Origin of the sequence: Sulfitobacter sp. 1A13496 (assembly GCF_043557225.1) — a bacterium.
Classification (GTDB): domain Bacteria; phylum Pseudomonadota; class Alphaproteobacteria; order Rhodobacterales; family Rhodobacteraceae; genus Sulfitobacter; species Sulfitobacter faviae.
Genome location: NZ_JBIFFP010000003.1, coordinates 349,886 through 373,889 on the forward strand (window position 1 = coordinate 349,886; position 24,004 = coordinate 373,889).

General features: G+C 59.1%; 25 protein-coding genes and 2 pseudogenes. 18 read left to right on the forward strand and 9 right to left on the reverse strand.

Annotation, left to right across the window (positions count from 1 at the left end; translation table 11 throughout):
• Nucleotides 1-152: 152 nt before the first annotated feature.
• The 3 genes and pseudogenes from ACGYLX_RS10430 to ACGYLX_RS10440 all read right to left on the reverse strand — a co-directional run.
• On the reverse strand, nucleotides 153-386 hold the full coding sequence (locus ACGYLX_RS10430; protein ID WP_394393629.1) for a hypothetical protein: 234 nt from the start codon (nucleotides 384-386) through the stop codon (nucleotides 153-155).
• Nucleotides 383-1,582, reverse strand: a complete 1,200-nt coding sequence (locus ACGYLX_RS10435; protein ID WP_394393632.1) for an IS91 family transposase — start codon at nucleotides 1,580-1,582, stop codon at nucleotides 383-385. The genes ACGYLX_RS10430 and ACGYLX_RS10435 overlap by 4 nt, the downstream gene beginning before the upstream one ends.
• A 12-nt stretch (nucleotides 1,583-1,594) precedes the next feature.
• Nucleotides 1,595-1,828: pseudogene (locus ACGYLX_RS10440) on the reverse strand (tyrosine-type recombinase/integrase); the annotation flags it as partial.
• Nucleotides 1,829-2,050: 222 nt separating this feature from the next.
• On the opposite strand from ACGYLX_RS10440, the gene ACGYLX_RS10445 reads away from it, so the two are divergent.
• The 3 genes and pseudogenes from ACGYLX_RS10445 (at nucleotide 2,051) to ACGYLX_RS10455 (ending at nucleotide 5,908) form a co-directional block, all read left to right on the forward strand.
• Nucleotides 2,051-3,487 carry a hypothetical protein gene (locus ACGYLX_RS10445; protein WP_108640274.1) on the forward strand — a complete coding sequence of 479 codons (1,437 nt, stop codon included), beginning with the start codon at nucleotides 2,051-2,053 and terminating at the stop codon, nucleotides 3,485-3,487.
• A gap of 364 nt (nucleotides 3,488-3,851) precedes the next feature.
• Complete coding sequence (locus ACGYLX_RS10450) at nucleotides 3,852-4,562, forward strand: VIT1/CCC1 transporter family protein (RefSeq protein ID WP_394380792.1); 711 nt, start codon at nucleotides 3,852-3,854, stop codon at nucleotides 4,560-4,562.
• Nucleotides 4,563-4,826: 264 nt separating this feature from the next.
• Nucleotides 4,827-5,908: pseudogene (locus ACGYLX_RS10455) on the forward strand (APC family permease).
• Nucleotides 5,909-6,173: 265 nt separating this feature from the next.
• On the opposite strand, the gene ACGYLX_RS10460 reads toward ACGYLX_RS10455, so the two are convergent.
• From ACGYLX_RS10460 to ACGYLX_RS10475, 4 genes are all read right to left on the reverse strand, one after another.
• Nucleotides 6,174-6,587, reverse strand: coding sequence for a cytochrome c (locus ACGYLX_RS10460; protein WP_241962936.1), 414 nt, complete (start codon nucleotides 6,585-6,587; stop codon nucleotides 6,174-6,176).
• Nucleotides 6,588-7,009: 422 nt separating this feature from the next.
• On the reverse strand, nucleotides 7,010-7,489 hold the full coding sequence (locus tag ACGYLX_RS10465) for a GNAT family N-acetyltransferase (RefSeq protein ID WP_394393635.1): 480 nt from the start codon (nucleotides 7,487-7,489) through the stop codon (nucleotides 7,010-7,012).
• Between the two features lie 229 nt (nucleotides 7,490-7,718).
• Nucleotides 7,719-8,315, reverse strand: coding sequence for a pyridoxamine 5'-phosphate oxidase family protein (locus ACGYLX_RS10470; protein ID WP_304951555.1), 597 nt, complete (start codon nucleotides 8,313-8,315; stop codon nucleotides 7,719-7,721).
• A gap of 262 nt (nucleotides 8,316-8,577) precedes the next feature.
• Nucleotides 8,578-8,919 carry a helix-turn-helix domain-containing protein gene (locus ACGYLX_RS10475; protein ID WP_304951556.1) on the reverse strand — a complete coding sequence of 114 codons (342 nt, stop codon included), beginning with the start codon at nucleotides 8,917-8,919 and terminating at the stop codon, nucleotides 8,578-8,580.
• Nucleotides 8,920-9,025: 106 nt separating this feature from the next.
• Between ACGYLX_RS10475 and ACGYLX_RS10480 the strand changes: the two genes are divergently transcribed.
• From ACGYLX_RS10480 to ACGYLX_RS10505, 6 genes are all read left to right on the forward strand, one after another.
• On the forward strand, nucleotides 9,026-9,955 hold the full coding sequence (locus ACGYLX_RS10480) for a ring-cleaving dioxygenase (RefSeq protein ID WP_304951557.1): 930 nt from the start codon (nucleotides 9,026-9,028) through the stop codon (nucleotides 9,953-9,955).
• Entirely contained in the window at nucleotides 9,952-10,656 is a 705-nt protein-coding gene (locus tag ACGYLX_RS10485; protein WP_304951558.1) for an alpha/beta hydrolase, read from the forward strand. Before ACGYLX_RS10480 ends, ACGYLX_RS10485 begins: the two co-directional genes overlap by 4 nt.
• Nucleotides 10,657-10,667: 11 nt before the next feature.
• Entirely contained in the window at nucleotides 10,668-10,967 is a 300-nt protein-coding gene (locus ACGYLX_RS10490; protein ID WP_276154973.1) for a GNAT family N-acetyltransferase, read from the forward strand.
• 13 nt (nucleotides 10,968-10,980) lie between these two features.
• Nucleotides 10,981-11,958 (forward strand): pirin family protein, encoded by a 978-nt coding sequence (locus tag ACGYLX_RS10495; RefSeq protein WP_304951559.1) that lies wholly within the window; start codon nucleotides 10,981-10,983, stop codon nucleotides 11,956-11,958.
• A 55-nt stretch (nucleotides 11,959-12,013) separates the two neighbouring features.
• Nucleotides 12,014-12,595 (forward strand): hemerythrin domain-containing protein, encoded by a 582-nt coding sequence (locus tag ACGYLX_RS10500; protein ID WP_271689182.1) that lies wholly within the window; start codon nucleotides 12,014-12,016, stop codon nucleotides 12,593-12,595.
• Nucleotides 12,596-12,806: 211 nt separating this feature from the next.
• The gene (locus ACGYLX_RS10505) at nucleotides 12,807-14,192 is read left to right on the forward strand and encodes an IS1182 family transposase (protein ID WP_304951560.1); all 1,386 of its coding nucleotides are present in this window, start codon (nucleotides 12,807-12,809) and stop codon (nucleotides 14,190-14,192) included.
• Nucleotides 14,193-14,411: 219 nt separating this feature from the next.
• Here ACGYLX_RS10505 and ACGYLX_RS10510 read toward each other — a convergent pair whose 3' ends face one another.
• Nucleotides 14,412-15,200: a MauE/DoxX family redox-associated membrane protein gene (locus tag ACGYLX_RS10510; RefSeq protein ID WP_174859256.1), complete on the reverse strand. Its 789-nt coding sequence runs from the start codon at nucleotides 15,198-15,200 to the stop codon at nucleotides 14,412-14,414.
• A 16-nt stretch (nucleotides 15,201-15,216) separates the two neighbouring features.
• Nucleotides 15,217-15,735: a DUF305 domain-containing protein gene (locus ACGYLX_RS10515; RefSeq protein WP_246253384.1), complete on the reverse strand. Its 519-nt coding sequence runs from the start codon at nucleotides 15,733-15,735 to the stop codon at nucleotides 15,217-15,219.
• Between the two features lie 98 nt (nucleotides 15,736-15,833).
• Here ACGYLX_RS10515 and ACGYLX_RS10520 point away from each other — a divergent pair, with 98 nt between their 5' ends.
• From ACGYLX_RS10520 to ACGYLX_RS10560, 9 genes are all read left to right on the forward strand, one after another.
• Nucleotides 15,834-16,106 (forward strand): metal-sensitive transcriptional regulator, encoded by a 273-nt coding sequence (locus ACGYLX_RS10520; RefSeq protein WP_093928486.1) that lies wholly within the window; start codon nucleotides 15,834-15,836, stop codon nucleotides 16,104-16,106.
• Between the two features lie 643 nt (nucleotides 16,107-16,749).
• Nucleotides 16,750-17,043 (forward strand): hypothetical protein, encoded by a 294-nt coding sequence (locus ACGYLX_RS10525; protein ID WP_136720347.1) that lies wholly within the window; start codon nucleotides 16,750-16,752, stop codon nucleotides 17,041-17,043.
• The gene (locus ACGYLX_RS10530; RefSeq protein ID WP_394449263.1) at nucleotides 17,043-18,506 is read left to right on the forward strand and encodes a TolC family protein; all 1,464 of its coding nucleotides are present in this window, start codon (nucleotides 17,043-17,045) and stop codon (nucleotides 18,504-18,506) included. The genes ACGYLX_RS10525 and ACGYLX_RS10530 overlap by 1 nt, the downstream gene beginning before the upstream one ends.
• Before the next feature lie 17 nt (nucleotides 18,507-18,523).
• A complete protein-coding gene (locus tag ACGYLX_RS10535; protein ID WP_209218807.1) occupies nucleotides 18,524-19,882 on the forward strand; it encodes a multicopper oxidase family protein in 1,359 nt (452 codons plus the stop codon).
• Between the two features lie 46 nt (nucleotides 19,883-19,928).
• Nucleotides 19,929-20,663 (forward strand): copper-binding protein, encoded by a 735-nt coding sequence (locus ACGYLX_RS10540; protein ID WP_174859251.1) that lies wholly within the window; start codon nucleotides 19,929-19,931, stop codon nucleotides 20,661-20,663.
• A gap of 68 nt (nucleotides 20,664-20,731) precedes the next feature.
• Entirely contained in the window at nucleotides 20,732-21,298 is a 567-nt protein-coding gene (locus ACGYLX_RS10545) for a LuxR family transcriptional regulator (protein ID WP_271693701.1), read from the forward strand.
• Between the two features lie 43 nt (nucleotides 21,299-21,341).
• Nucleotides 21,342-21,791: an ion channel gene (locus ACGYLX_RS10550; RefSeq protein WP_394403230.1), complete on the forward strand. Its 450-nt coding sequence runs from the start codon at nucleotides 21,342-21,344 to the stop codon at nucleotides 21,789-21,791.
• A 175-nt stretch (nucleotides 21,792-21,966) separates the two neighbouring features.
• Entirely contained in the window at nucleotides 21,967-23,265 is a 1,299-nt protein-coding gene (locus ACGYLX_RS10555) for a multicopper oxidase family protein (RefSeq protein WP_394449266.1), read from the forward strand.
• Nucleotides 23,262-23,687, forward strand: a complete 426-nt coding sequence (locus tag ACGYLX_RS10560; protein WP_174859259.1) for a c-type cytochrome — start codon at nucleotides 23,262-23,264, stop codon at nucleotides 23,685-23,687. The genes ACGYLX_RS10555 and ACGYLX_RS10560 overlap by 4 nt, the downstream gene beginning before the upstream one ends.
• Nucleotides 23,688-24,004 lie beyond the last annotated feature (317 nt).

The window sequence follows — 24,004 nt, forward strand, 5'->3', positions numbered from 1 at the left end:
GCTCGAAGCCGTCATTCGCTGCAGACATCATCAAGGTCGGCTAAGGTGAAGGTTTTCTGATGCGGGTCGCGGCGTGAGGTTCGCGTCTTGTTGGGCGGACGACCCGCGTTGGAAAACCTCCCAAGGTCGAAGCCGCGAGGGTCTTGGTGATGCTATGGGTAAAGTTCGCTGACGATCGAGACGACGGCTGTTTCAGCGGGCCGTTTGGCCTTTTGCACGAGGCTGCAGATGCGGACTTCCCAGCCCAGTCGCCAAGCGCTGCCCGCCGGGCTGGGTGGATTTGTGGTTTGGGAACCTGCTGATACCTGATCGGCGCAGGTGGCTTGGTCCGGTTCTGCACGGAGCAGCCAGCGTGGGTTGATGATCTGTGACAGGCGGTCGGTCATGCGGCCTGCTCCCGTGGTGGCGCGCGTGACATCGGTTTCTGCCCGCGACGAAAGATCTCGATGATGCGCATGGGTCCCCCGCAGCATGGGCATGGTTCACGCAGCGTGAGCGGGGTGACGTCTGGCTCAGCGTCTTGGACATCTGCCTGATCTGGTGGTTGGACGCAGAGCAGTTTGCGGATTTTTGTGAGATTAGCTTTGCGAGCGCTGCTGGCCAGCAGGCCGTAGTGGCGGATCCGGTGGAACCCGTCAGGAAGGACGTGGATCAAAAAGCGTCGGATGAACTCAGGCGTGGCTAAGCGCATTATCTTCTGGCGGTCCCCATTTTTGAGGCGGTAGTCTTTCCAACGGAAGGCGACGGTGTCGGCATCAGCGCTGACCAAGCGGTGGTTTGAGATGGCGACGCGGTGAGTATAGCGGCTCAGGTAGGCAAGCACGGCCTCTGGGCCGCCAAAGGGCGGCTTGGAATAGACCACCCATTCGGATTTGCGGAAAGGGGTGAGCCAGGTGGTGAAGGCGTCCGTCAGCGCCAGCCGCTCCAAGTCCCCATAGAAAGCCAGGTCTCCGGCTTGGTGCAGCGCCACGAGCCCGTCCAGAAAGAGGCGGCGGAACAGGCGCGACAGCACGCGCACATGCAAGAAGAACCCAGGCTTGCTGGCGACCCATTTGGTGCCGTCCGGCGACAGGCCGCCGCCGGGGACGATCATATGGATATGCGGATGATGGGTCAGTGCCGATCCCCATGTGTGCAGCACGCTGGTCATGCCCACTCGCACGCCCATGCGCTTGCGGTCGGCCGCGATGTTCATGATGGTCTTGGCCGACGCCTTGAACAGCAAGCCATAGATCGCCTTCTTGTTCCAATAGGCGATCTGCGCGATCTCAGCTGGCAGGGTGAAGACGACGTGGAAATATTCCACGGGCAGCAGATCCTCGGCCCGTGCCTCCATCCAGTCGCGCGCGGCCGGTCCCTGGCACTTCGGGCAGTGTCGGTTCTTGCAGGAGTTATAAGCGATGTGATGGTGGCCGCATGTGGCACAGCCAGCCACATGCCCGCCAAGAGCCTCAGTCCGGCAGGCCTCGATCGACGACATCACCTTCAACTGGGAGAGGCTGACATGCCCCGCATTGGCCAGCCGCCACGCAGGACCATGGGTGCGGAAGATATCAGCAATCTCCAGTTCGGTCCGGGGCACCCCGGCGCCCGGTCACTCCAGACTTCGCTTCACCGTCTGATCCTGCAATTTGGCCAGCATCTCGTAGGGGCTGACAGTGTCGCGGATCGTCTTGGTGGCCACATGAGTGTATCGCGCAGTGGTCGTCAGCTTGGCGTGGCCGAGCAGCACCTGAATAACCCGCACGTCGGTGTTTGCCTCCAAAAGGTGGGTGGCAAAACTGTGTCGCAACGTGTGCAATGTCGCCGGCTTCTTGACCCCTGCCATACATTCATGAACTCACTCTGCGAAAGATTGAGCGCAGCCTCCCGCCACGCGTAATGCTTCAGAGTGATCGACAGGGGGCACGCGTTTCATGCCAGTCCCCGACGATGCCCCCCCGTGAGGCTGGGACCGGCGCACCCCGGGGGTCGGAACTTCCACCCGCCTGACGCGTTCCAGCCCTATACAGTTTTTCAGAGATCGGCTCGGCCGGAGGGGGAGTTTCTCATGGCGGAGAACAAAAGCTCAACTTGGGATGTAAAGACAATCGGGATCGCGGCGGCGGCAGTCGTTGGGTGGGGGGCTGCCTTATATGCATTCACCGACACTGCAGAACTTCAGAAGCAGACCGACCGCACTATCTCGCGCTTGCAAAGCGCTATCAGCACGCAGCAGGAAGCAGCCGGAAGCGTCGAGGAATTGCAGGCGGAGCTCGCATCGCTGGAAACGGAGACCCAGTCCCTGCAGGAGCAGCGCGACGGCATCCAGTCGGACATCGACACCTTGCAGCCGAAGCTTGACGAATTGATCGTACAGCAGACCTCCATTGACGAAACGGTGGCGCAGAAGCAGCAGCAAAACAATGAGCTGGAGCAGCAGATCTCGTCGATGCGTGAAGAAATGACCAGCTTTGAAACCCGCAAGGCAGACATCCAAAGTCAAATTGTCTCCCAGACGCAGGAGTTGACCGACATAAATACCCGGGTCGAAGAAGCTCGGGCGCGTGAGGCCGAAGTTCAGGAAAGCCTCGCAACACTTAGTGAGGACAACGCGCGGCTCGCCGAAGAAGTCTCCACCGGCGAAAGCGAGCTCCAGTCTCTGAGGGCGCAGGAAACGAATTTGAGAGACGAGGTCGCAACCCTGGAAAGCAGCCTGAACGACATGCAGGCCCGGCAAGCGGAGCTTGAGCATAGCTTCGCCAGCATGACCGAGCGGAAGACCGCCCTGGAAACCGATGTCGCTGACGCCCAAGAGCAGCGAAACGAAATCCAGAAAATTGTAACGGACCTTACCAGCAATGTAGAAGAACGCTCCAACAAGCTGTTGGAGATTGAGGAGCGGATCTCAGCCGCGGAAAACGGTCAGGGGTCTTCTGCGGGCGGCAACAACAGCAACGGGTCGGAAGACAGTCATTCGGAGGCCGAATCAACCGCCACGCGCGAGATGCAAGGCACGCAGGAAAATACTGGCAACGGCGATGATCCGGTCGCTTCCCAAGCGGAAACTTCAAATTCAAACTCCTCCGGGCAGCCCGCCGAAGAGAATGAACGAGGCGACATGTCGTCCGACGCCGAAGATGAGGGCGTAACCGAGATCGACAGCGACATTAACGACAGCGCCGACTTGGTGGATTCGTTGCAGGAATCTGGCGGCCTCCCGCCCGAAGACCTGTCAGAAGCGGGTAGTCAGAATGCCGGATCCTCCGGCACATCATCGAAAGATGAGATGCAGAGCCCGACATCGAGCAGCGATCAGAAGACTGACACAGCGACCGATGGCGCATCGGGTGATACGTCCTTGATCGAGGGCAACGCGTCTGACACGTCATCGTCGGCGGAGGCGGAAAACCAGAACACCGAAGGCGAATCTGCTGGTTCTGATACCGAAACCGAAAGTGAGAACGCCGCCGAACCAACTCAGAAGCCACAGAAAGCCGGTAACTAAGCAAAGATACTCACGCTTTCGGCGATCCGAGGGCTCGTGAGACGATACTTGCGCTAATTTACCGGCAAGACACAGCCTCCCAAGCAAAAAAATGCCGATTGATAGGCGCGGAAAATATTGCGAACATCGCCGTCGTTTAGCAGCAATGGCACTGGGCCCAAGGTCAGCTTTGGCGAGTGCAGTGCCGCTACAATAGATAGACCCCGAAAGGCAGCTTTGGGAATGACTGGCGTGCGAACCATGTTTAGGGACAATCGCTGCCCCTTTGTATGACGTCTCCAGATCCCGAAACGGACATGGCTTATGATTTGAATCAAAGCTGGGCGACCCCTTGGTCCTATACTGATCTCTCAGGAGGTTCGAATTGTCTGAGCACGGCCATAGCCAGCAAGAAATCGCAAAGCGAATCGGAGCCCCCCCGGGTAGGGGTGTGCTGCGCGACGCTGTTTACGGCGCAATTGACGGAGCGGTGACGACGTTTGCCATCGTCGCGGGTGTTGCTGGAGCCGGGCTCTCGCCTTTCATTATCATTGCGCTGGGAATAGCGAACGTCCTGGCCGACGGGTTTTCCATGGCGGCGGCCAATTATTCAGGCACCAAAGCCGAACTCGACAACATGCGTCGCATCCGCAAAATCGAGGAGCTTCACATACAAAACTACCCCGAAGGCGAACGTCTTGAGGTTCGAGAAATCTTGGCCCAAAAGGGCCTGAGGGGCGATGTTCTGAACCAGGCTACCGATGCGATCACGAAAGATCGCGAGAGCTGGATCGACTTGATGATGGAAGGGGAATACGGGCTAAGCGGTGTCGATCCACATCCTGTGAAATCCGCCGTAACCACCTTTCTGGCCTTCCTGGCGGCCGGAATCGTGCCGTTATTCCCGTTCATTCTCGGACTGGGCAACGCATTTTCTGTCTCGGCCGCGCTGACCATGATGACCTTTTTCGCGATCGGCGCGCTGAAAAGCGTCTGGTCTCTCAGCCCCTGGTGGCAATCTGCGGGCGAGACTGTGGTGATTGGGGGGATGGCCGCCGCAATTGCGTTTTTTGTAGGAACGTTGTTCCATGCGTAGAGGGCGTCTCATGCGCCTATGACCGCTTCGTCCGCACTTTCCCAGTTCGTTGACGGCGCGGCGAATGACCGGATCTAATCCGGGGCAGGTGGGCAATTCTACGACCAGTTTAACGAACTTTGAGAGGATTTCTTTACGGTGACAACGCATGACGTCTTTTCCGACAGCGGGAACCAAACAGAAAAGTTGCGCCGGGCACTGACCACCCCCTTGCTCACCCTTTATGGGCTCGGCGTCACAGTCGGGGCAGGCATCTATGTACTCGTGGGAACAACAGCAGCGGAAGCCGGTGCCTACGCCCCAGTTTCTTTCTTGATCGCTGCTGTAGTTGTCGCTTTTACCGCTTTTTCGTACGCAGAGCTCTCAACCCGATACCCCGTTAGTGCAGGTGAAGCGGCTTACGTCGAAGCTGGCTTCCGCTCGGGGGCGATGGCGACTTTGGTGGGTCTGGCAGTTGCGTTGTCAGGGATGGTTTCTGCAGCAGCTGTCGCCATTGGGGCTGCGTCATACCTTCAGGGGTTGTTTGCAGCGCCACAGTGGGTGCTGACGGTAGTGGTCGTAGTGTTGATGGGGCTTATTGCGCTGCGATTATCACTCTGATCGAAATCGGCGGCCTAATTTTTGTGGCTGTTTGGGGTTTCGGAATCTCTGAACCTCTCGGGGTCGATCTTGTTGATATGCTGCCGCCCCTTGTTGGACCACATTGGATAGGAATCGGCGCAGCCTCTCTACTGGCGTTTTTCGCTTTTGTGGGCTTTGAGGATATGGCGAACGTTGCGGAAGAGGTTAAAGACCCCGTTTCGACCATGCCTAAGGCTATTGTTCTGACCCTGACCATCGCAACCTTGCTATATCTCGCGACAACAACCGCGGTACTTACAGCCGTGCCGCTCAGCAGGTTGGCGTCATCTTCCGCCCCGCTTGCTCTCGTTTTTGAGGCCGCCCCAAAAGGTGTCCAGCAGAGCTTTGCCATTGTTGCAATTGTTGCCACCGTCAACGGTGTCTTAATCCAAATGATCATGGCGTCGCGGGTGCTCTACGGTCTGGCGGATCGCGGGCACCTGATTGCTGCCTTGGCCACGGTCTGGCCAAGAACCCAAACTCCGGTTTCTGCAACGGTCGTGGTGATGTGCATCATCATGCTATTGACCTTAGCATTGCCGATCGAAGCACTGGCCGAACGCACGTCGCAGATCGTTCTCTTGGTCTTCGTTCTCGTGAATTCTGCATTGATAAGGCTGAAGATGCGGGGTGGCACTGTACCGCAGCATTTCAATGTGCCTATCATTATTCCCGTCCTGGGCGTGCTAACCAGTTTGCTCCTGTTCGGAACGGCATGGCTCTAAAATAGGAGTCAGCAGCCGTACTTCCTACCTCGATCCTCATACCGAAAGAGAACTCAATTGCGCAGGGTATTGTTTGCCAAAAAGGGCGGACTGGGGTGATCGGAATAAAAGGTGACGAGCCTTGCAGCGCCAGCTGCAGGCGTTGCTAAGGATCCCGAGAGGTCCGCCGATGTCGCCGGTCATGCGTCGCTTCAGGGTTAGGTCAGATTTCGCCAGCAAGCTTTTCGCGCAGGTCGAGAAAACCTTGCTGAAAGTGGTTCTTTTATCAGCGCTGTACGCTTTCCAGATACGCCAGAAGTCCTGCCAAGACTCTTGGCGTCGGGGTCATCACACCATCCACCGCAATTGGCACAGTATCATTTGCCATAGCACCTCCGAATTGAGGCATCACCCGGGCGAGATGCCCTTGTTCAGGGTCACCATAAATATAGCTCAATGCACGGGCGCGGGGAAAAGAGCCTCCGTTTTCACGGGCCAACAACGTGAGATCCGTCGGTTTTGGATCGAGCCCTGCCGAGGAAGGACCGTCGCCACGGCCCGACATTCCATGGCAGGAAACACAGTTCTTCGCAAAAAACCTCGCGCCATCAGGTGCTTCGGGCATCGAAGGTACTGTGCAGGCGGCTAAACCAGCGCTGGTGATTGCGAATGTGAACAGCAATGATTTCGGGATGGGCATAGGAACTCCTTCAGTTCGTAGACACGGCTAAGCTTAGCACACCCTGTAGGAATAGGCGCAAGCCTCAGATGCTAAGAGTGAGTATATGCTGCCACTGGGAATAGCTTCGAGCTCGGCACGGTCACTAACGGCTCGAAGCTGACCTTTGCTACGCAAGGCGTGAAGGTCGGCTTAGGGCCGGGGAGCGAGAGGCACGCCCATGCTGCGGCTGCAAAGCATATTACGTCCAGCGTAGTCAGTTTGGGCTCATACCGGGATTTCGCTGCGCTCTCCACGAATGTCTCCTGTTGGACAAAAACATATGGTCACAACACACGGGACAAATACGGTGGTAAGCGCCGGTGACAAAAATGTACGGATTTGGGCCCATACTGCGCTGCGGAGAACGTCCGGAAGGAGCCCAAACCGTCTATCACAGATGGTTATGGCTTGCCCTCGAATGCCAGAGCATTTGATTTCAGATCGTCCGGCGTAAACCTGAAAATCGTCATCTCGTCTACGCTATAGGCGCCAAGGCTTCTGTAGAATTCTATGGTGGGTTTGTTCCAGTCCAGAACCCCCCATTCCATCATCTCGCAGTTTCTCTCGAGGGCAAGAGAGCAAAGATACCCCATAATGATCTTGCCAAGACCCTGATGGCGGACTTTCGTATCCACGAAGAATCCATCGATATAGATTCCTGACCGTCCAGTAAATGCAGATGACTTCTGGCAAAAATAGGCAAAGCCCGCAATTTCGCCCTTGTAGTATCCAAACAGCGCCTCGCCCAGTTTTTCATTCAGAAGCCGTTTGATCTGAGCCTCAGTTGCCGTGATCTTGTCCGACATCTTTTGATAGGCGCCCAGTTTTTTCATGTATTCGACAACAAGCCCCGCATCATCCGGAGAAGCGTGTTGGATCATGAAATTCGGATTGGATGTCGCTATTTTCTGCACAGTTTCATTCTCCCATACCTGTGTTTGCGAAGGTAAATGTCCTGCTGGTCACAGCAAGTCAGAAGATGTCTGCTTTTCCGCCAAGCCGACGTTGGCCTGCAAACCTCAGCGCCGTTTGGGTGGGCGACCGCAGCGAATGGCAGGAACGAGCCCAACCTACCAGACTGAAGAATGGTGGTTAATGCGACCGCGACGATCAGTACAAGGTTTCTCTGTACCGCTGTTCAGAATAAGACTGTTCAGTAGAGGCAACTTCCATTTTGGAGTGGTCTCTGATCATTTCATAGAGCGGAGCGATGGGGCGGCTTTCCGACCAGGTCGTAGGTTTCCATAAGCCACCCCGCATAGGTGCTTTGCCGCAATGAGTGAAAACCTCGTCAGCAAAAACACGCAGGACCGTCTTAGGGCTTCTTCCGTTGATTTCGAACCTGTCGCAGAGTTCTGGGGCATCGCTTATTTCAGCTGTACCATTCACCCGAAGGGTCTCCGTAACTCCCGGAATCATGAACAAAAGTGCTACTTTGGGATGTGCTAAAATGTTCAAGAGACCATCAATCCGATTGTTGCCTGGGCGGTCAGGGATCAAAAGCGTCTTTTCGCTTTCTACTTCAACAAACCCAGCAGGATCACCTTTTGGCGACACGTCAAGATTTGTACCATCCGAGGTCGCAAGTACGAGGAAAGTCGCGTGTTCTATGAATTTTCTACAATGCTTATCGAATTGCGAAATAACCTTCGCCGCTGCATGTGGCGAAGCGCTGCCATAAATTTCTCTTAGTTTTTCAGGTGTCATAATTCAAACCTCCGATTGCTACCTGATAGCACTAAGGCCAAAGGCAGCAAAGTCCGCTCAGCCGACGTCGGCCGTCGGAAAATGCTGCGCGACGCATGAAAGACCGCTTCGGTGAAACTGCGCCGCAGCGAGACCGCTCTGTCTCAAGGTCGGCAATGGGCCGAAAGCACCAATAAGTGCCAACTCAAAAGTTTCCGCGATTCCCGTTGCTAAGGGTTTTGATAGATTGATTGACCCGATTTACTCCGGTCTTTTTACGCACTTAGACTTTAATCCTTTCAAGATTCTTCAGCACTGCATGCACGGCAAGGCCTGTTTCAGTCAGCCCATAGGTCACCTTGGGCGGAATGGTATTCTCCTGTTCGCGCCAAACCAGCCCATCGGCTTCCAACTCCCGCAGGCGGGTGGTCAGCACCTTGGGAGAGATGTCGGTGATCTGGCGTCGCAACACACCGAAGCGGCAGGCACGCTGATCGCCTAACACGTAGATCACATGGGTTTTCCATTGTCCCCAGAGCTTGCGCAGCAGCGTGTCCGCCGCGCAGGGGATATCAACTGCGTCCCGGTCCCCGGGGCCGGGTGCCTTTTTCTGGGTGGTTTCCATTTGGTAACGACTTTCACTTGGTAACTCTCGCCTTACATAAGTTCCCAACCGACCGACACAATAAGCCGGAAGCGTTTCACGCCGCTGGCATCGAAAGGAGAGCACCATGTCCCAAGGCACTTCCCGAGCCATCCCCGGCCTGCACCACGTCACCGCTATCTCCGGCCCGCCGCAGGACAACCTTGACTTCTGGGTGCGCACCCTCGGGCAGCGGCTGGTCAAACGCACCGTGAACTTCGACGATCCCGGCACCTATCACCTCTACTACGGGGATAAGGACGCGGCGCCCGGGTCGATCATGACATTCTTTCCATTCGTAGATGCAGGCCCAGGCCGCGCGGGGCCCGGCATGACGTCGGCGGTGGCCTATGCGATCCCCGACTTGGACCGGCGCATGGGGGAACTGGCGGAGGCCACCATCGACTTCGAAGGACCTTTCGATCGCTTCGGCGAACGCGCCATCGCGCTGCGTGACCCCGACGGGCTGCGGGTCGAGGTGATCGAAGGCGGCGCGCGGGACGAGGGGTTTCACAGCGTGACCCTTTGGCTTGAAGAGGTCGCGGCCACCGCCGCTGTGCTTGAGGCAATGGGCTACGTGCGCGAGGGCGAGGAGGCCGCCGCCACGGGCGGCACCGGCGGGACGGAGACCCGTATTCGCTACCGCTCGACCGAACCCGAGCGTGGTTCGGCCGTGGACCTAATGACCTCGGACGCTCGTTCAATCGGGCGCTCAGGCGCAGGCACTATCCACCATGTCGCCTTCCGTGCGCGCAACGAGGAAGAGCAGCTGGCATGGCGGGCGCGGCTCTCTGCCGCGGGCCAACAGGTCACCCCGGTCATCGACCGGCAGTATTTCGACGCGATCTACTTCCGCACGTCCGGCGGGGTGCTCTTCGAGATCGCCACTGATCCACCGGGATTCGCCGTTGACGAAGACCCAGCCCACCTGGGCGAGGCGCTGAAACTGCCCGAGAAATTTGAGCCTCACCGCGCTCAGATCGAGCAGGTGCTGCCGCAGATCCGGGTGCCGTCGTGAGCGGCCTCGGGGCGGTGACGCGCGGCACCGGTCCGCACGCGGGACAATGGCTGGTCAGCGCTGGTGCTCCGGTGGAACGCGCACGGCTGGCTCTGGTGATGATCCACGGCCGCGGCGGCGCGCCGGAGGATATGTTCGGTCTGGCCAAACACCTTGCCCTGCCGGATCTCGCCGTGCTGGCCCCGCAGGCAGCCGGGCAGTCTTGGTGGCCGGGCAGTTTCCTGGCGCCGCTCACGGCCAATGAGCCGGGGCTCGGCAGCGGGCTGAGCGTCATCTCCTCGCTGCTGGATGACCTGTCTGAGCAGGGTTTCGATCCAACACGCGTGGCGCTGATCGGCTTTTCGCAGGGGGCTTGTCTGGCGTTGGAGGCGGCGGCGCGGCTGGCCCGTCCGTTCCGCGCTGTGGCCGCGCTCTCCGGCGGGCTGGTCGGCACGGGCGAGGCGGGCGGCGTTCCGCGGGCCGACCTCTACGACCGTCCGGCCAAGACCTTCGACTATGCGGGCCGGCTGGCCGATGTGCCGGTGCTGCTCGGTTGTCACGAACGCGATCCGCATATTCCGCTGGCGCGGGTGCAGAAGAGCGCCGATGTGCTGCAGAACATGGGGGCCAAGGTCGAGACGCTGATCCTGCCCGGCGCCGGACATGGTATCGTCGCCGAAGAGGCCGCCTGGCTGCGCAGGCAGCTGAACACCGAAAGGTAAAGAGAGCGCCCATGGACAGCGAGATCGAGATTACCCGCGAAGAGGGCGACAGCAAGGGCCGCTACCTGGCGGTGGTCGACGGCTACGAGGCCGAGATGACCTACTCCCGCCTCGGCGCCCGCGCGATCATCATCGACCATACCGGCGTGCCGGAGGCCCTGCGGGGTCGCGGCGTCGGCGAAGCGATGGTACGCCGCGGCGTGGAGGACGCCCGCGCCGAGGGCCGCAAGATCGTGCCGCTTTGCCCCTTCGCCAAGGCACAGATCGACCGTCATCCCGAATGGCAGGACGTCCTGCAACGAAAAAGCTGAAAGGAGACACGTCATGAGCTGGAGCCCCTGTCCCGACCCAATCCCCGGGGACGCGAAGAGCGTCGATGCGGTGGAGACGTTGATCGTCCCGCGCGCCGTCGATATCGGCGAAATGGAAGTCCGCCGCGCGCTGCCTTCGGACAAGCGCCAGATGGTCGGCCCGTTCATCTTCTTCGACCAGATGGGGCCGGCGGAATTCCTGACCGATCAGGGCATCGACGTGCGCCCGCATCCGCATATCAACCTCGCTACGCTGACCTATCTCTTTGAGGGACAGATCCATCACCGCGACAGCCTCGGCACCGATCTGGCGATCGAACCCGGCGCGGTAAACTGGATGAAGGCGGGCAGGGGAATCGTCCATTCCGAGCGCACCGCGCCCGAGCGCCGCAAGACCGGCCAGCGCTTGTTCGGCCTCCAAACATGGATGGCGCTGCCCGAGGCGGAGGAGGAAAGCGACCCCGCCTTCCTGCACTACGGCAAGACCGACCTGCCCACGGTTGAGGCCGAGGGACTGACCGCCCGGCTGATCGCCGGATCAGCCTTCGGCGTCGCCTCACCGCTCAAGACGGCGTCGGACACGCTTTACGTCGACGTGACCCTTGCGCCGGGGGCGAAGGCACCGATCGTGGCGAATACCGAGGAACGCGCCCTCTATACCATCCACGGCGGGATCGACGTGGCTGGGGATACCTTTGCGCCGGGGCAGCTACTGGTCCTCCGCCCCGGGGACGAGGTCACCGTAACGGGCGTCGATGACGGCACCGGCGCACATGCGCGCTTCATGCTCTTCGGCGGCGCGCCGATGGAGGGGCCGCGCTACATCTGGTGGAATTTCGTCTCCTCGCGCCGCGAGCGCATCGAAGAGGCGCGCGAGGAATGGCGGCAGGGTAAGTTCTCGACGGTGCCGGGGGACGAGGCCGATTTCATCCCGGCGCCGGAGGGCAAGCCCAAGATCAAACGGGCGCAGGGAGGCGTCTTCTACCCATGACGTTGCCTCCTGCACCGGCGGTCGACGTTCACGAACAAGGACTTACATGTCTATCATGACCGAACTTTCTAATCAGCCACTGGATCAACTCAGCCTCGACGAGGCTGCCCGCCCGACAGCGCCGCCGGTGCCGGAGGCGACGGATAGGCACCGTGCTCAGGGGCGGCAGCTGGCGGCCATTCATCGGCACTATCTGATGGAGATGGCCCAAATCGGAGCGGTTCTGGCGCGGATCGAAGCGGGGGACAGCCCGCCCGATGACCTCAAGCGGATCGTGCTTTCGCTCGATATGGCAGAGAATTTCCGCGCCTTCGGTTCGCTTTGCGGACGCGAATGCCAAATTCTGAAGTTCCACCACGACATCGAGAGCGCCGACATGTTCCCTCGGATCGAGGCGGCGGGTAAAGGCAAGTTCCGTGAGGTCGTCGCCAAATTGAAGGCGGAGCACGCGGTGGTGCATGAGTTGATCCTCCGCCTCGACCGCGCGGCGGATGTATTGACGGAAGATCCGAACGATGCGAATTTCCTTCATGCCGCCACCGCCTTCAGAAAGTTGGAGGAGGTCGTGCGATCTCATTTCAGATACGAGGAAACTGAACTGGCAGAGGCCATCGGTTATTATCTCGGATCGGTCTAACTATTCCTATTGGCCATCACTGCATTATTGAGATCGAAAAGCCTTTCGACAACTTGGAAGGGGCAAGCAATCTTCAAATCAAAAAGACCCTTCGTTTCGCAGCGAACGGCGGCTCCTAATCTACACCAAGGGCGTATTTTGTTGAAAAACTCGCCCTTGATCGACGGTCCGTCGGCTGATTCAATTCCTGTAGGGGATAGGAGGATCGGCGATGATGGGACCGAGGCAGGAGGCGCAGCCGGCGCTGTTCTATGAGTTCTCGCTTGAGGAGCATGTCCCACAGAACCACCTGTTGCGCTTCATAGATCGGTTCGTGGACCTGTCCGGCATCCGCAGCTACCTCGCCGATTTCTACAGCCATACGGGGCGGCCGTCGGTCGACCCTGAACTCCTCATCCGGATGCTGCTGGTGGGTTATTGCTTCGGCATCCGGTCAGAGCGGCGGCTTTGTGAGGAGGTGCATTTGAACTTGGCGTATCGCTGGTTTTGCCGTCTCGATTTCAGCGACCGCGTTCCTGACCATTCCACGTTTTCGAAGAACCGGCACGGCCGTTTCCGCGACAGCGAATTGCTGCGGCACCTGTTCGAAGCGACTGTCGCACGGTGCATCGAGGAGGGCTTGGTCAGCGGCCAGCGCATGGCGGTTGATGCCAGCCTCATTGAGGCGGATGCCAACAAGCAGAACTCGACTCCAAAGGAGGATTGGGACCCGGCGCAGGTCGATCCGGCAAATGCGCCCCGCGCGGTTCGCGAGTATCTCGCCACCCTGGATGAGGCGGCGTTCGGTGCCGCCAGCGAGGTTCAACCCAAGTTCACGTCGCATTCCGACCCGGCCAGTCAATGGACGGCCGCCCGTAAAGGTCCGGCTTTTTTCAGCTATTCCGACAATTACCTGATCGACACCGACCATGGCGTCATCGTGGACGTGGAGGCGACGAGATCCATCCGACAGGCTGAAGTCGGTTCGACCAAGACCATGCTGGAGCGGGTGAAGGCCAAGTTCGACTTGCATCCAGAGCGCCTGATCGCGGACACGGCTTACGGCACCGCGCCAATGTTAGGATGGTTGGTTGACCGCGGAATTTCTCCGCACATCCCCGTCTTCGACAAGTCGGGGCGCAGCGACGGAACATGGACCCGCGCCGACTTTGAATGGGATGCGGAGAACGACCAATACATCTGCCCCGAGGGGCACGAGCTGAAGCAGTTCCGCCGGAACTATTCCGACCCGAACCGGGGACCGACCGGCAAGGGGACGGCCCGGTATCGTGCCCTGAAAGAAGTCTGCCAGGCTTGCCCCTCCAAGGCAAAGTGCTGTCCGAACGCTGATGCCCGCAAGATCACCCGCGAGGAACATGAAGATGCGCGGCAGGTCGCCCGCGACATTGCGAAAACTGACCAATACGTGATCTCGATGAAGCTGAGGAAGAGGGTCGAGATGCTCTTTGCCCATCTCAAACGGATCCTTGGTCTGAATCGGCTCCGATTACGTGGGCCATGCGGTGCAAACGACGAATTCCTCCTCGCCGCCACTGCTCAGAACCTCCGGAAATTGGCCAGGATCCTTCCCGCACCGCAGCAACCGCGAAAAGCCTGACAACAAAGGCGCTCGCGTCCCATTCCGGGGTCAGTATTCTGCGCCAGCGAACGGGTGTTTTTCCACAGAATGGGCGGAAAGCCGCCGTTCGCCGCAAAACGCACGAACGGCAGCTATGCGAACAAAGCTAAGACAAACACTTGTGCCATGCACGTTTGCTTCAGTTGACCATTTCCGCCCTGCGAACTCGTGCTAAGCGCAAGATGCTGCGCCCGACCTTCAGGTAAACATCTTGGCCAACATCACGATGGCCATGCCCATCATCATTAGATTTTCGGACAGGCTCACAAATCCGAGCGGCACGTTCGAATTACCCCCAACGCAAGCGCATTTTAACTCGCGCCTGTCGATGTAGACGGCTTTGAACACGCTAATTGCGCCAACCGTGGCGATGAAGAGCGCAGCCGGAGCGGCAAATGGGGTAAGCAACATACCGGTCATCAACACGCCCGCCCCGGTTTCAACCCATGGATAAACGTAGGCATATGGCACCCATTTACGTGCCAGCAGGTCGTAGTTGAGGAACATCGTCGTGAAGCTTTCGATATTGCTCAGCTTCTGCATCCCCAGCAGGATCATCGAGACCGAAATGAACCAACCGAGCGTCTGCCACGTGATCGCGCCAAGAAAGCCGATGGACAGAGCAAGCGCTGTGGTCGCAGCAACGGCGAAGAGATAGATCACCGGTTTGTAAGTGGTCGCCGTAGGGTCATAGTCGGTAAGTTCCTGGCGCAGGGCGTCATAGCCGCCAACGCGCTTCCCTTCGATCCAGACTTGCGGGGTCGTGGGAACATCGTATTGCGCCTTGAACGCGTCGACTTCAGACCGCGCGCGGAACAGGCGGTCATCGACCTCGTAGCCTTTGCGCTCCAAAAGCCATCGCGCCTTCTGCCCCGCAGGACACAGATGGTTTGGCAGGGCCATGCGGTAAAGCACGGCGGTTTTCCCTGTCGCGGAGGAGGCCGGATCAGTTGTTACGTCTGCAACATCACGGGTGTCTCTGGGCATGATATGCTCCTTGATCTCAGGGTTTGGTGCGGGAAGTGCCAGGCGCTGCATCCCCGTTTGCTTCGATGTCTTCGATATAGAGCTTCATCTCTTCGATCTCGCTGCGCTGCGCCTCGATGATCGCGTCGGCCAGTTCGCGCACGCGCGGATCGGACAGGTTTGCCCGTTCGCTGGTCAGGATCGCGATTGAATGGTGCGGGATCATAGCTTTCATCCAAGCGGTGTCGCCTACCGTATCTTGCGACCGGACCAAGTAGACACCAGCCGCAAAGGCGATGGCGGCACCAGTGAAGATCGCAAAATTCGTCTTTCGATTGGAATACATGCCGAGCATGAAGGCGAGCATAATGATTGCCATTACCCCGCCCATATAGAGCGCCATCCACATCCGCGTCTGGGAGAAGAAGACATGGTCAAGCGCATAAGTGTTGAGATACATCAGGCCATACATCACGACCGTCGAGGTGCCGATCATCGCAAAGAACCGGCCATAGCCGCTGCTTGTGCGATCGTCGTGCTTATTCTTTGAATCCATTGTATTGTCCTCCTAAATTGCCAATGTGTGCCATCGTCTTATACCCATATGGGGTATATTATCCGATCGGCAACAAATCCCGAATGGAGCGACGCCTCATGAAGGCTAACAAGGAAAAGACGCTGGATCGCCTGGCGCGGCTCGAAGGACAAGTGCGCGGCATCGCGAAAATGGTTGAGGCCGACCGCTACTGCATGGACATCTTAGCACAGACTGCGGCAATCCGATCCGCCGTTCTGGGGGTCGAAAAGCTTGTGCTGGAGAACCACGCTCAGCATTGCGTCGAGGCTGCGATTGCCAGCGGCGACCCGGAAGAACAACGCGCCAAGTTTGACGAGTTGATTGGTCTTTTGCAAAAGGCGTCGAAGTAGGCGTTTCGGACCGAATGCCCATCGCGCTCTGGCACCGTAGCCAGCGCCTCTGACCTCTTCTCTGGGTCGGAACGCCAATCCGCCGCCCCGCACTTTAGGCCGGTTTCCGCCAGAAAACCGCAATCCTTCCAGCGCTGGACGCGTTGACAGGCTCTGCGACTTACGACACTGCTAACACCTATGCGTGCTCTGGAAGACATATCCAACCTCTGTCGCGTCCTTCTCGGCGTGGTTTTGGCCTGTGGTCTGTTGCTGCTGCCGCCCTCGTCGGTTCATGCCGAAAGCGGGATGCATGACAGCGCGCAGGCGGCGCATCACGCGGGTCATCAGATGACCACAGAGTCCGAACTGCATCCGGACGCAGCGGCCATGCCCGACCAAACAGAAATATCTGACAGTTTCGAAGGCGAGCCTTGCTGTGGTGGAATTTGCCTGACGGGAGCGCTGACCTCCTCGCAGGACGCCAAAATGACGGCTGTGCGATCCGTTGAATACACCAGCGTGTCCCATTCTGTCGCCTCTGGCCAATCCGCTGGTCAATTGCGTCCGCCTCGAGCCTGAGTTGATCCCGGCCGACTAACGGCCTTTGCATCCGCGGCGTCTGGCTGCGGGAAAGATCACCTTATTCTCAGGCAAAAAACCAATGAAATTACCACTGATTGCAGGGGCGATGTCCCTGACCCTTGGGGCTTGCGCCACGACGCTCCCCCCATTTCCAGACGTCACTGCCGCCTATGTGCAGCAGCCCACGCCTCTGCCCGAAGTCGCCGCGATGACCGCCGCCGACAACAGCACGCGCGGCAGTGCCACGACCGCCGAAGAGCAACCCTTTGCAGGCTACCGGCGTCGCGGCGTGGTGGAGCCGCTCGATTGGCGACGGTTGAACGCTGAACAGGCACCTATGCAAGGGATGGATATGCAGGGGATGAACCACTGATGCGTTGGAAATTGAAAACCGCCGCCGTCATTACACCACTGATCTTGGGCGCCTGCACGGCAACGGACCTGCCGGTGAGTTTCTCGGCCCGTGATGCTGGCTTTGCCACCGTGGAGGCACGCACCTCCAAGGCCATCGGCAAGCGCACCGTCTGGGCGCAGTCGCAGGCCGAGACCGTCGCGGCCTCCAAACAGGTCCGCGCCATGGTGCAGGGTAAAACGATCAGTGCCGAAACCGCTGTGCAGGTCGCGCTTTTGAACAACAAGGGGCTTCAGGCGTCCTATGCGCAGATCGGCCTCTCGGCGGCCGAAGCATGGCAGCAGTCCACGCCAGAAAACCCCGTCGTCTCCATCGGCTTGCTGGGCATCGGCGCGCCCGAGGTCGGGCTTTACCGTGCCTTGGAAAGCATGATCGCCGTGAACCTGCTGGACGCTCGCACCCGCAAACAGCGCATCGCCGCTGCCGAGGCGGAATTCCAGCACGCGCAGATGCAGGCGGTGAGCGACACGCTGGCACTGGCCAATGAAACGCGCGAGGCATGGATCAACGCGGTCGCCGCCTTTGAGGCGGTGGGCTACCTTAAACGTGCTGCCGTCACCACCGATGCGGCGGCGGAACTGGCGCAGCAGCTGGGCAAGACCGGCGCGCTCAACAAGGCCGCACAGGCCCGCGAGCAGGCGTTCAATGCCGAGATGGCCGGACAGCTGGCGCAGGCGCGGCTGGATGCGCAATTGGCCAAGGAACAGCTGACCCGGCTCATGGGGCTCTGGGGGCAGGACGTGGCCTATTATGTGCCCGATGCTCTGCCCCGCGTGCCCAATACGGTCAGCAGCCACAAGGGCATCGAACGGCTGGCGCTCGCCAATCGTGTTGATTTGGAAGTCGCCCGGCTGGGGTTGGCAGCAACGGCCAAGGCCTATGGTCTGACCGATGCCACCCGCACCCTGACCGACCTCGAAGTCATCGCTGGTGCCGAGATCGAGCGTGAGGAAGAGGACGGGGAAGTCGAGACCAGTATCTCACCTCAGGTCGAGTTCGAGTTCGTCATCCCAATTTTCGACAGCGGCAAGGCGCGAATGCGCAAGGCCGAGCTTAGCTATCTTCAAGCCGCCAATGTGCTGGCCGAACGGGCGGTGAACGTCCGCTCCGAAGCCCGGGCGGAGGCCACGGCCTACCGCTCAAGCCACCAGATCGCACGGCACTACTCAGACGTGGTGCTGCCTTTGCGCCGCACCATCGATGAAGAGGCTCTGCTCAGCAACAACGGCATGATCACCAGCACCTTCGATCTGTTGAACGACGCCCGCGAAAAGATCGGAAGCCAGCTTGAGGCAGCCAATGCCAAGCGTGAGTTCTGGCTGGCCTCTGCCGGTCTGACCGCCGCGATCTACGGCGGTGGGAGCGGCGGCGGCGGTGCCGGCGGAGAGACACAGATCGCCGCCGGTGGCGGCGCAGGACATTGAGACAAGGAAGCAACCAGATGATTAACAGACGTCAACTCCTGGGGGCCGGCGCTGCGGGTGCAACGCTCGTGTCCTCCAAAGCATGGGGCCAGACCATGAATATGGGCCTGCCCGAGGCCGCCGAGATGGATTCGGCCCTCACCCAAGCGCCGACCCGTCCCACCAGTGGGCCGGACTATAACCCCGTGGTCACGCTCAACGGCTGGACCCTGCCGCACCGGATGAACAATGGCGTGAAGGAATTTCACCTCGTTGCCGAGCCGGTCGAGCGTGAACTTGCTGATGGTATGGTCGCGCGCCTCTGGGGCTACAACGGTCAGTCCACCGGTCCGACCATCGAAGCCGTCGAGGGCGACCGGGTGCGCATCTATGTTACCAACCGCCTGCCGGAACATACGACGGTGCATTGGCACGGGCTGATCCTGCCCTCGGGCATGGACGGTGTCGGCGGGCTGAGCCATCCGGGCATCCCGCCGGGCAAGACATTTATCTACGAGTTCGACCTGACCAAATCCGGCACCTTCATGTATCACCCGCATGGGGATGAGATGGTGCAGATGGCGATGGGCATGATGGGCATGTTCGTGGTCCATCCCAAAGACCCCGATTTCATGCGCGTTGATCGGGATTTCCTGATTATGCTGAACGCTTTCGACATCGATCCGGGCAGCTACATCCCGAAAATCATGACGATGACGGATTTTAACCTCTGGACATGGAACAGCCGCATCTTCCCGGACATTGACCCCCTGGTCGTCAACCATGGCGACAAGGTTCGCGTGCGCGTCGGCAATCTCACGATGACCAACCACCCGATCCACATGCATGGCTATGACTTCAAGGTCACCTGCACGGATGGCGGCTGGGTGCCGGAATCGGCGCAGTGGCCCGAGGTCTCCATCGACATTCCCGTCGGCGCCATGCGCGCCTATGAGTTCGTGGCCGAGCATCTGGGCGACTGGGCGATCCACTGTCACAAGTCGCACCACACGATGAACGCTATGGGCCACGACGTGCCCACGCTGATCGGCACCAACAGTTCCAACATGACACGTCAGGTCCGCCGCGTGCAGCCTGAGTTCATGCCCATGGGCACGGCGGGCATGGCGGATATGGGCGAAATGTCGATGCCGCTGCCCGACAACACCGTGCCGATGATGGCCGGCTGGGGGCCGCATGGACCCCTTGAAATGGGCGGCATGTTTTCGGTCGTGAAGGTGCGCGAAGGCATCGACGCGGACGACTACGAAGATCCCGGCTGGTATGAAAATCCTCCGGGCACCGAGGCGTATGAATGGACGGGAGAGCTGCCGGACTTTGCGCAGAACCACAGTCCGAAAACCCAGATCACGCCGAAACCAACCTCCAAGGGCTAAGCGCCCCTCAGACCATAATCACCTCTACAACCATACAGGAAACACCATGAATAAACTTCTTCTCTCGACCGCCCTCAGCCTTCTAATCACCTCCCCGGCCTTTGCCGCAGGCACCCATGGGGGCGGCCATGACGATGACGGCCACGGTGACATGCACAAGGAAATGATGGCCGGCATGCCGGGCAAATCCGCCAATGTGGATCGCACCATTGATGTAACTATGCGCGAAACCGACGATGGCGAGATGATTTTTGAGCCCGCAGAATTCGACATCAAGAAAGGCGAGACCATCCGCTTCAACGTCACTAACAAAGGCGAGATCGAGCATGAGTTCGTGGTCGACACGATGGAGGGCAATGCAGAGCACAAGGAAGCCATGGCCAAGATGGACATGGAGCATGATGACCCGAACTCGGTCCGTCTCGACTCTGGCATGGAAGGCGAGGTGATCTGGACCTTCGCCAATGAAGGCAGCTTTGAGTTCGCCTGCCTGATCCCCGGCCACTACGAATCCGGCATGCATGGGCCGATCACCGTCGCTCAGTCTGATGAGGCTCCCGCGGCACCTGCCGTCTACTCATCCGGGAAGATCAAGAAGGTCGACGCTAAGGGCAATAAGGTCACCATCATCCACGGCCCGCTCGAAAACCTCGATATGCCGTCGATGACTATGGTGTTCAAAGCCGATGAAGCGCTGATTGCTAAAATGAAAGAAGGCCAGAACATCGAGTTCGTAGCCGACCGTGTCAAAGGCAAATTGACTGTGACTGAGATGAAGTAAGCGCCAATCGCATGGCTGGCTGAACGAGCCGGCCATGCACTTTTCATAATAATAAGGCACTTCGAGCTATGAAAACGCGTGGAACCATCGCCCTCTGGGCCATCGCAGCACTGCAGGCCATTGTGGCGATCTTCTTTACCGTCTGCTTCTTGTTGGACGCTATGGGAATGGAGCCTGATTTTCTGATCTGGCAGAGCCATGAGTATCAGCAAACGATCTTGGCCATCGGGTTGAACCTCGGCGTGGCGCTTGGCTGGATCGCCCTCAGGACCAGTCTGCAACGGGCCCGGCTCGCCGAAGAGAAGATGCGCCGATGCACCTCGGAGTTCTCGATGGTAATGACGCAGCACTTCACCGACTGGCGTCTGACACCCGCAGAGCGGGACGTCGCTGTTTTTCTGGTCAAGGGCCTGAGCACCCGCGACATTGCGGAGCTGCGCGGCACCTCTGAAGGGACGATCAAGGCGCAGACAAACGCGATTTATCGCAAGGCTGCCGTCACCGGGCGCACGCAGTTGCTCAGCACATTCATTGAGGATTTGATGGATGACGCATGGGTGCCGGCGGACGCCCCGCAAACTGCGGCTGAGCGTTCGCATGTGGCTGCCCACAAATCAACAGCCGCCCCGGCATAACCGCCTGAGGGGAAGCTCCCGCAAACAAAACAGGTAGCTCGTCATGATCCAAGCAATACTTCTATCAATTCTGGTTATCGGCATCTGCACGACAATCCATTATTTCGTCCTTAAATGGGTGTCGGATACCATCGCGCAACGCAAAAGAACTGCGCATGGCCAGAACCTTGGCTTGGCGGTCGGCGCCATTACTTTTGCCCATGTGATTGAGGCTTTCATCTATACGCTGTTCTTCCTCTGGGCGGTGCAGGGTTTGCAGATTGGCGCGCTAAACGCTTCCGGAACAACGGATGAGCCAATCACGATGATGGACTATTTCTATTTCTCACTGGTCAACTTCACCACCTTGGGACGCGGCGACCTGACCCCCGTGGGGCACCTGCGCTTCACTACCGGGATAGAGGCATTTCACGGCTTTCTTATGATCACGGCGTCAGGAAGCTTCGTGCTGCAGATCATGGGGGGACGCGCCCCCTTGTCAGAGAAGGGATGACCCAAGTGGTTCGACACATTCTATTTCCCGATAGAGAGCGCATAGGCGCTCCACCCCCAACCCGTCATCGACAGTTGGAATTGGCCCCTGCAGGACATACCTACACGCCTCGGACATCGGCGCGCCCTGTGCCCCGTGGCAGCATTAATCGCAAATCACCCCGATAAGGCATGACATGAACAGAAGACAATTCCTCGCCAGTGTTTCCGCCACTGCGGTTCTGCCCCTTCCAAGCTTTGCTGGCGTGACGCCACTGAAGTTGAAGGCAGAAACAGTAAGTCAGCAGATCCTTCCCCAAGGCGAAGGCACCACCGCAATGCTGGGGTTCAACGGCTCGATGCCGGGACCAGAGATCAGGCTTAGACGGGGTGCGCGGGCATCGATTGAGGTCAAGAATGCCATGCAAGAGGGCACCGCCGTTCACTGGCACGGCATCCGACTGGAAAACCGGATGGACGGTGTCCCGGTGCTGACGCAAGATCTGATCGACCCCTATGACAGCAAAACTTACAGCTTCGTGCCACCCGATGCGGGGACCTATTGGTATCATTCGCATTATATCTCGCAAGAGCAGGTGGCGCGCGGCTTGATGGGGCCGCTGATCGTCGAAGACGACGCCCCTCTCGATCTGGATCATGACATCACCGTGATCCTGTCCGATTGGATCATCAACGAAGATGGCAGCCTTGTTGATGAATTCACCGATATGCATAGCGTCGCCCATGCGGGCTATATGGGCAATTTTGCCCGCGGTTTCCTATCGCGGAGCGAGGTGAAGCAAGGTGATCGCATCCGCCTGCGGCTGATCAATGCGGCGACCAATCGTATTTTCCCCCTGAGCATCTCTGGCGTCTCTGGTTCGGTTGTCGCCTTGGACGGCATGGCACTGCGCCAACCTCGCGCGTTCTCTGACCTCGTTCTGGCGCCGGCCCAGCGGGCCGATCTGATCGTCGATGTCACCGGCCCGGTCGGCTTTGACATGCCCACGCGACAGGCGCCTTACCGTCTGGCCGAATTGTCCATCTCTGGCGAGAATACGGATCGGCAGTCGGGGCCTCTGCCGACCTTGGCGGCACCGGACCTCCCGGCACCGGGCGCCCCCTCCCAGCACCTGACGCTGACCATGATGGGCGGTGCCATGGGCGGTCGGCACGGCGGTGCCAATATCTGGTCCTTCAACGATGTCTCGGACCTGCCACAGGACCCCTTTGCCATCATCGAACGCGGCGAAACGGTGCGGATCACCTTGGTTAATGATACCGCTTTTCCACATGGCATTCATTTGCATGGGCACCACTTCTATGAGGTGGCCCCAGACGGGAGCATCGGCGATCTGCGTGATACAACCTTGGTCGCTGCCGGGGAAAGCCGCGATGTTCTCTGCGTTTTCGACAATCCGGGGCGCTGGTTGATCCATTGTCATATGTTGAGCCACGCGATCGGAGGGATGCGCACATGGGTAGAAGTTGCATGAAACGGGCTGCTTTGTTTTTCTGTGCGGCCGCATCAGCAGCGCAGGCCGATCACGAACTCGACGGCCGCGATCCCGTCGCGGGGCGCTCGCTCTACGCCGAGCACTGCGCCGCCTGTCATGGCGCAGACCTCGAAGGACAGCCCGACTGGCGCACCCCAGACGAAGATGGTGTGCTGCCCGCGCCGCCGCATGATGCAACGGGGCATACTTGGCACCATGATAATACGCTGCTGTTCGACTACACCAAACTCGGGGGCGAGGTTGCGCTGGCGGCCCGGGGCGTGAAGGGTTTCAACAGCGGCATGCCCGCCTTCGGTGAGGTAATCTCAGACGAAGATATTTGGACCATACTTGCTTATATCAGGTCGACCTGGCCACCGCGCTCAAAAGCTGCTCAGGCCAGCCGAAATCGACCACATTGAGAGCCGGCAGCTTTTCTGGAGCTGGGCCCTAAACTGACATCGAGGCAGTAGGGGCTTAGATGAGCGACCTAAATGACCAGAGAATGCGACCAGTCGTCCAAGCCTCGGCTTCGGTCGATAGAGGGTGTTTCGGTCATTCGCTGAAACTTGATCGAACGACCGCTAAGGGCCGAAAGTTCCGGACTCGCTGCGCAGTGGCGAATGTCGGTTTCCGGTTCGCACGTCAGCTTTTCCGCCAGATCACTCGGTTTCTGACAGATCACTCCGCGCATCCCGGATGATCATCCATGACGAATGCAGGAACAGCCCTGCGATGG

What these genes read in the sequence shown, in the direction of transcription:
- ACGYLX_RS10445 (WP_108640274.1), top strand. Translation starts at nt 2,051, where the DNA reads ATGGCGGAGAACAAAAGCTCAACTTGGGATGTAAAGACAATCGGGATC.
- ACGYLX_RS10460 (WP_241962936.1), bottom strand. Translation starts at nt 6,587, where the DNA reads ATGCCCATCCCGAAATCATTGCTGTTCACATTCGCAATCACCAGCGCT.
- ACGYLX_RS10555 (WP_394449266.1), top strand. Translation starts at nt 21,967, where the DNA reads ATGAACAGAAGACAATTCCTCGCCAGTGTTTCCGCCACTGCGGTTCTG.
- ACGYLX_RS10510 (WP_174859256.1), bottom strand. Translation starts at nt 15,200, where the DNA reads ATGCCCAGAGACACCCGTGATGTTGCAGACGTAACAACTGATCCGGCC.
- ACGYLX_RS10550 (WP_394403230.1), top strand. Translation starts at nt 21,342, where the DNA reads ATGATCCAAGCAATACTTCTATCAATTCTGGTTATCGGCATCTGCACG.
- ACGYLX_RS10490 (WP_276154973.1), top strand. Translation starts at nt 10,668, where the DNA reads ATGGACAGCGAGATCGAGATTACCCGCGAAGAGGGCGACAGCAAGGGC.
- ACGYLX_RS10530 (WP_394449263.1), top strand. Translation starts at nt 17,043, where the DNA reads ATGCGTTGGAAATTGAAAACCGCCGCCGTCATTACACCACTGATCTTG.
- ACGYLX_RS10505 (WP_304951560.1), top strand. Translation starts at nt 12,807, where the DNA reads ATGATGGGACCGAGGCAGGAGGCGCAGCCGGCGCTGTTCTATGAGTTC.
- ACGYLX_RS10560 (WP_174859259.1), top strand. Translation starts at nt 23,262, where the DNA reads ATGAAACGGGCTGCTTTGTTTTTCTGTGCGGCCGCATCAGCAGCGCAG.
- ACGYLX_RS10540 (WP_174859251.1), top strand. Translation starts at nt 19,929, where the DNA reads ATGAATAAACTTCTTCTCTCGACCGCCCTCAGCCTTCTAATCACCTCC.
- ACGYLX_RS10430 (WP_394393629.1), bottom strand. Translation starts at nt 386, where the DNA reads ATGACCGACCGCCTGTCACAGATCATCAACCCACGCTGGCTGCTCCGT.
- ACGYLX_RS10480 (WP_304951557.1), top strand. Translation starts at nt 9,026, where the DNA reads ATGTCCCAAGGCACTTCCCGAGCCATCCCCGGCCTGCACCACGTCACC.
- ACGYLX_RS10495 (WP_304951559.1), top strand. Translation starts at nt 10,981, where the DNA reads ATGAGCTGGAGCCCCTGTCCCGACCCAATCCCCGGGGACGCGAAGAGC.
- ACGYLX_RS10470 (WP_304951555.1), bottom strand. Translation starts at nt 8,315, where the DNA reads ATGACACCTGAAAAACTAAGAGAAATTTATGGCAGCGCTTCGCCACAT.
- ACGYLX_RS10545 (WP_271693701.1), top strand. Translation starts at nt 20,732, where the DNA reads ATGAAAACGCGTGGAACCATCGCCCTCTGGGCCATCGCAGCACTGCAG.
- ACGYLX_RS10520 (WP_093928486.1), top strand. Translation starts at nt 15,834, where the DNA reads ATGAAGGCTAACAAGGAAAAGACGCTGGATCGCCTGGCGCGGCTCGAA.
- ACGYLX_RS10465 (WP_394393635.1), bottom strand. Translation starts at nt 7,489, where the DNA reads ATGATCCAACACGCTTCTCCGGATGATGCGGGGCTTGTTGTCGAATAC.
- ACGYLX_RS10535 (WP_209218807.1), top strand. Translation starts at nt 18,524, where the DNA reads ATGATTAACAGACGTCAACTCCTGGGGGCCGGCGCTGCGGGTGCAACG.
- ACGYLX_RS10525 (WP_136720347.1), top strand. Translation starts at nt 16,750, where the DNA reads ATGAAATTACCACTGATTGCAGGGGCGATGTCCCTGACCCTTGGGGCT.
- ACGYLX_RS10500 (WP_271689182.1), top strand. Translation starts at nt 12,014, where the DNA reads ATGACCGAACTTTCTAATCAGCCACTGGATCAACTCAGCCTCGACGAG.
- ACGYLX_RS10515 (WP_246253384.1), bottom strand. Translation starts at nt 15,735, where the DNA reads ATGGATTCAAAGAATAAGCACGACGATCGCACAAGCAGCGGCTATGGC.
- ACGYLX_RS10475 (WP_304951556.1), bottom strand. Translation starts at nt 8,919, where the DNA reads ATGGAAACCACCCAGAAAAAGGCACCCGGCCCCGGGGACCGGGACGCA.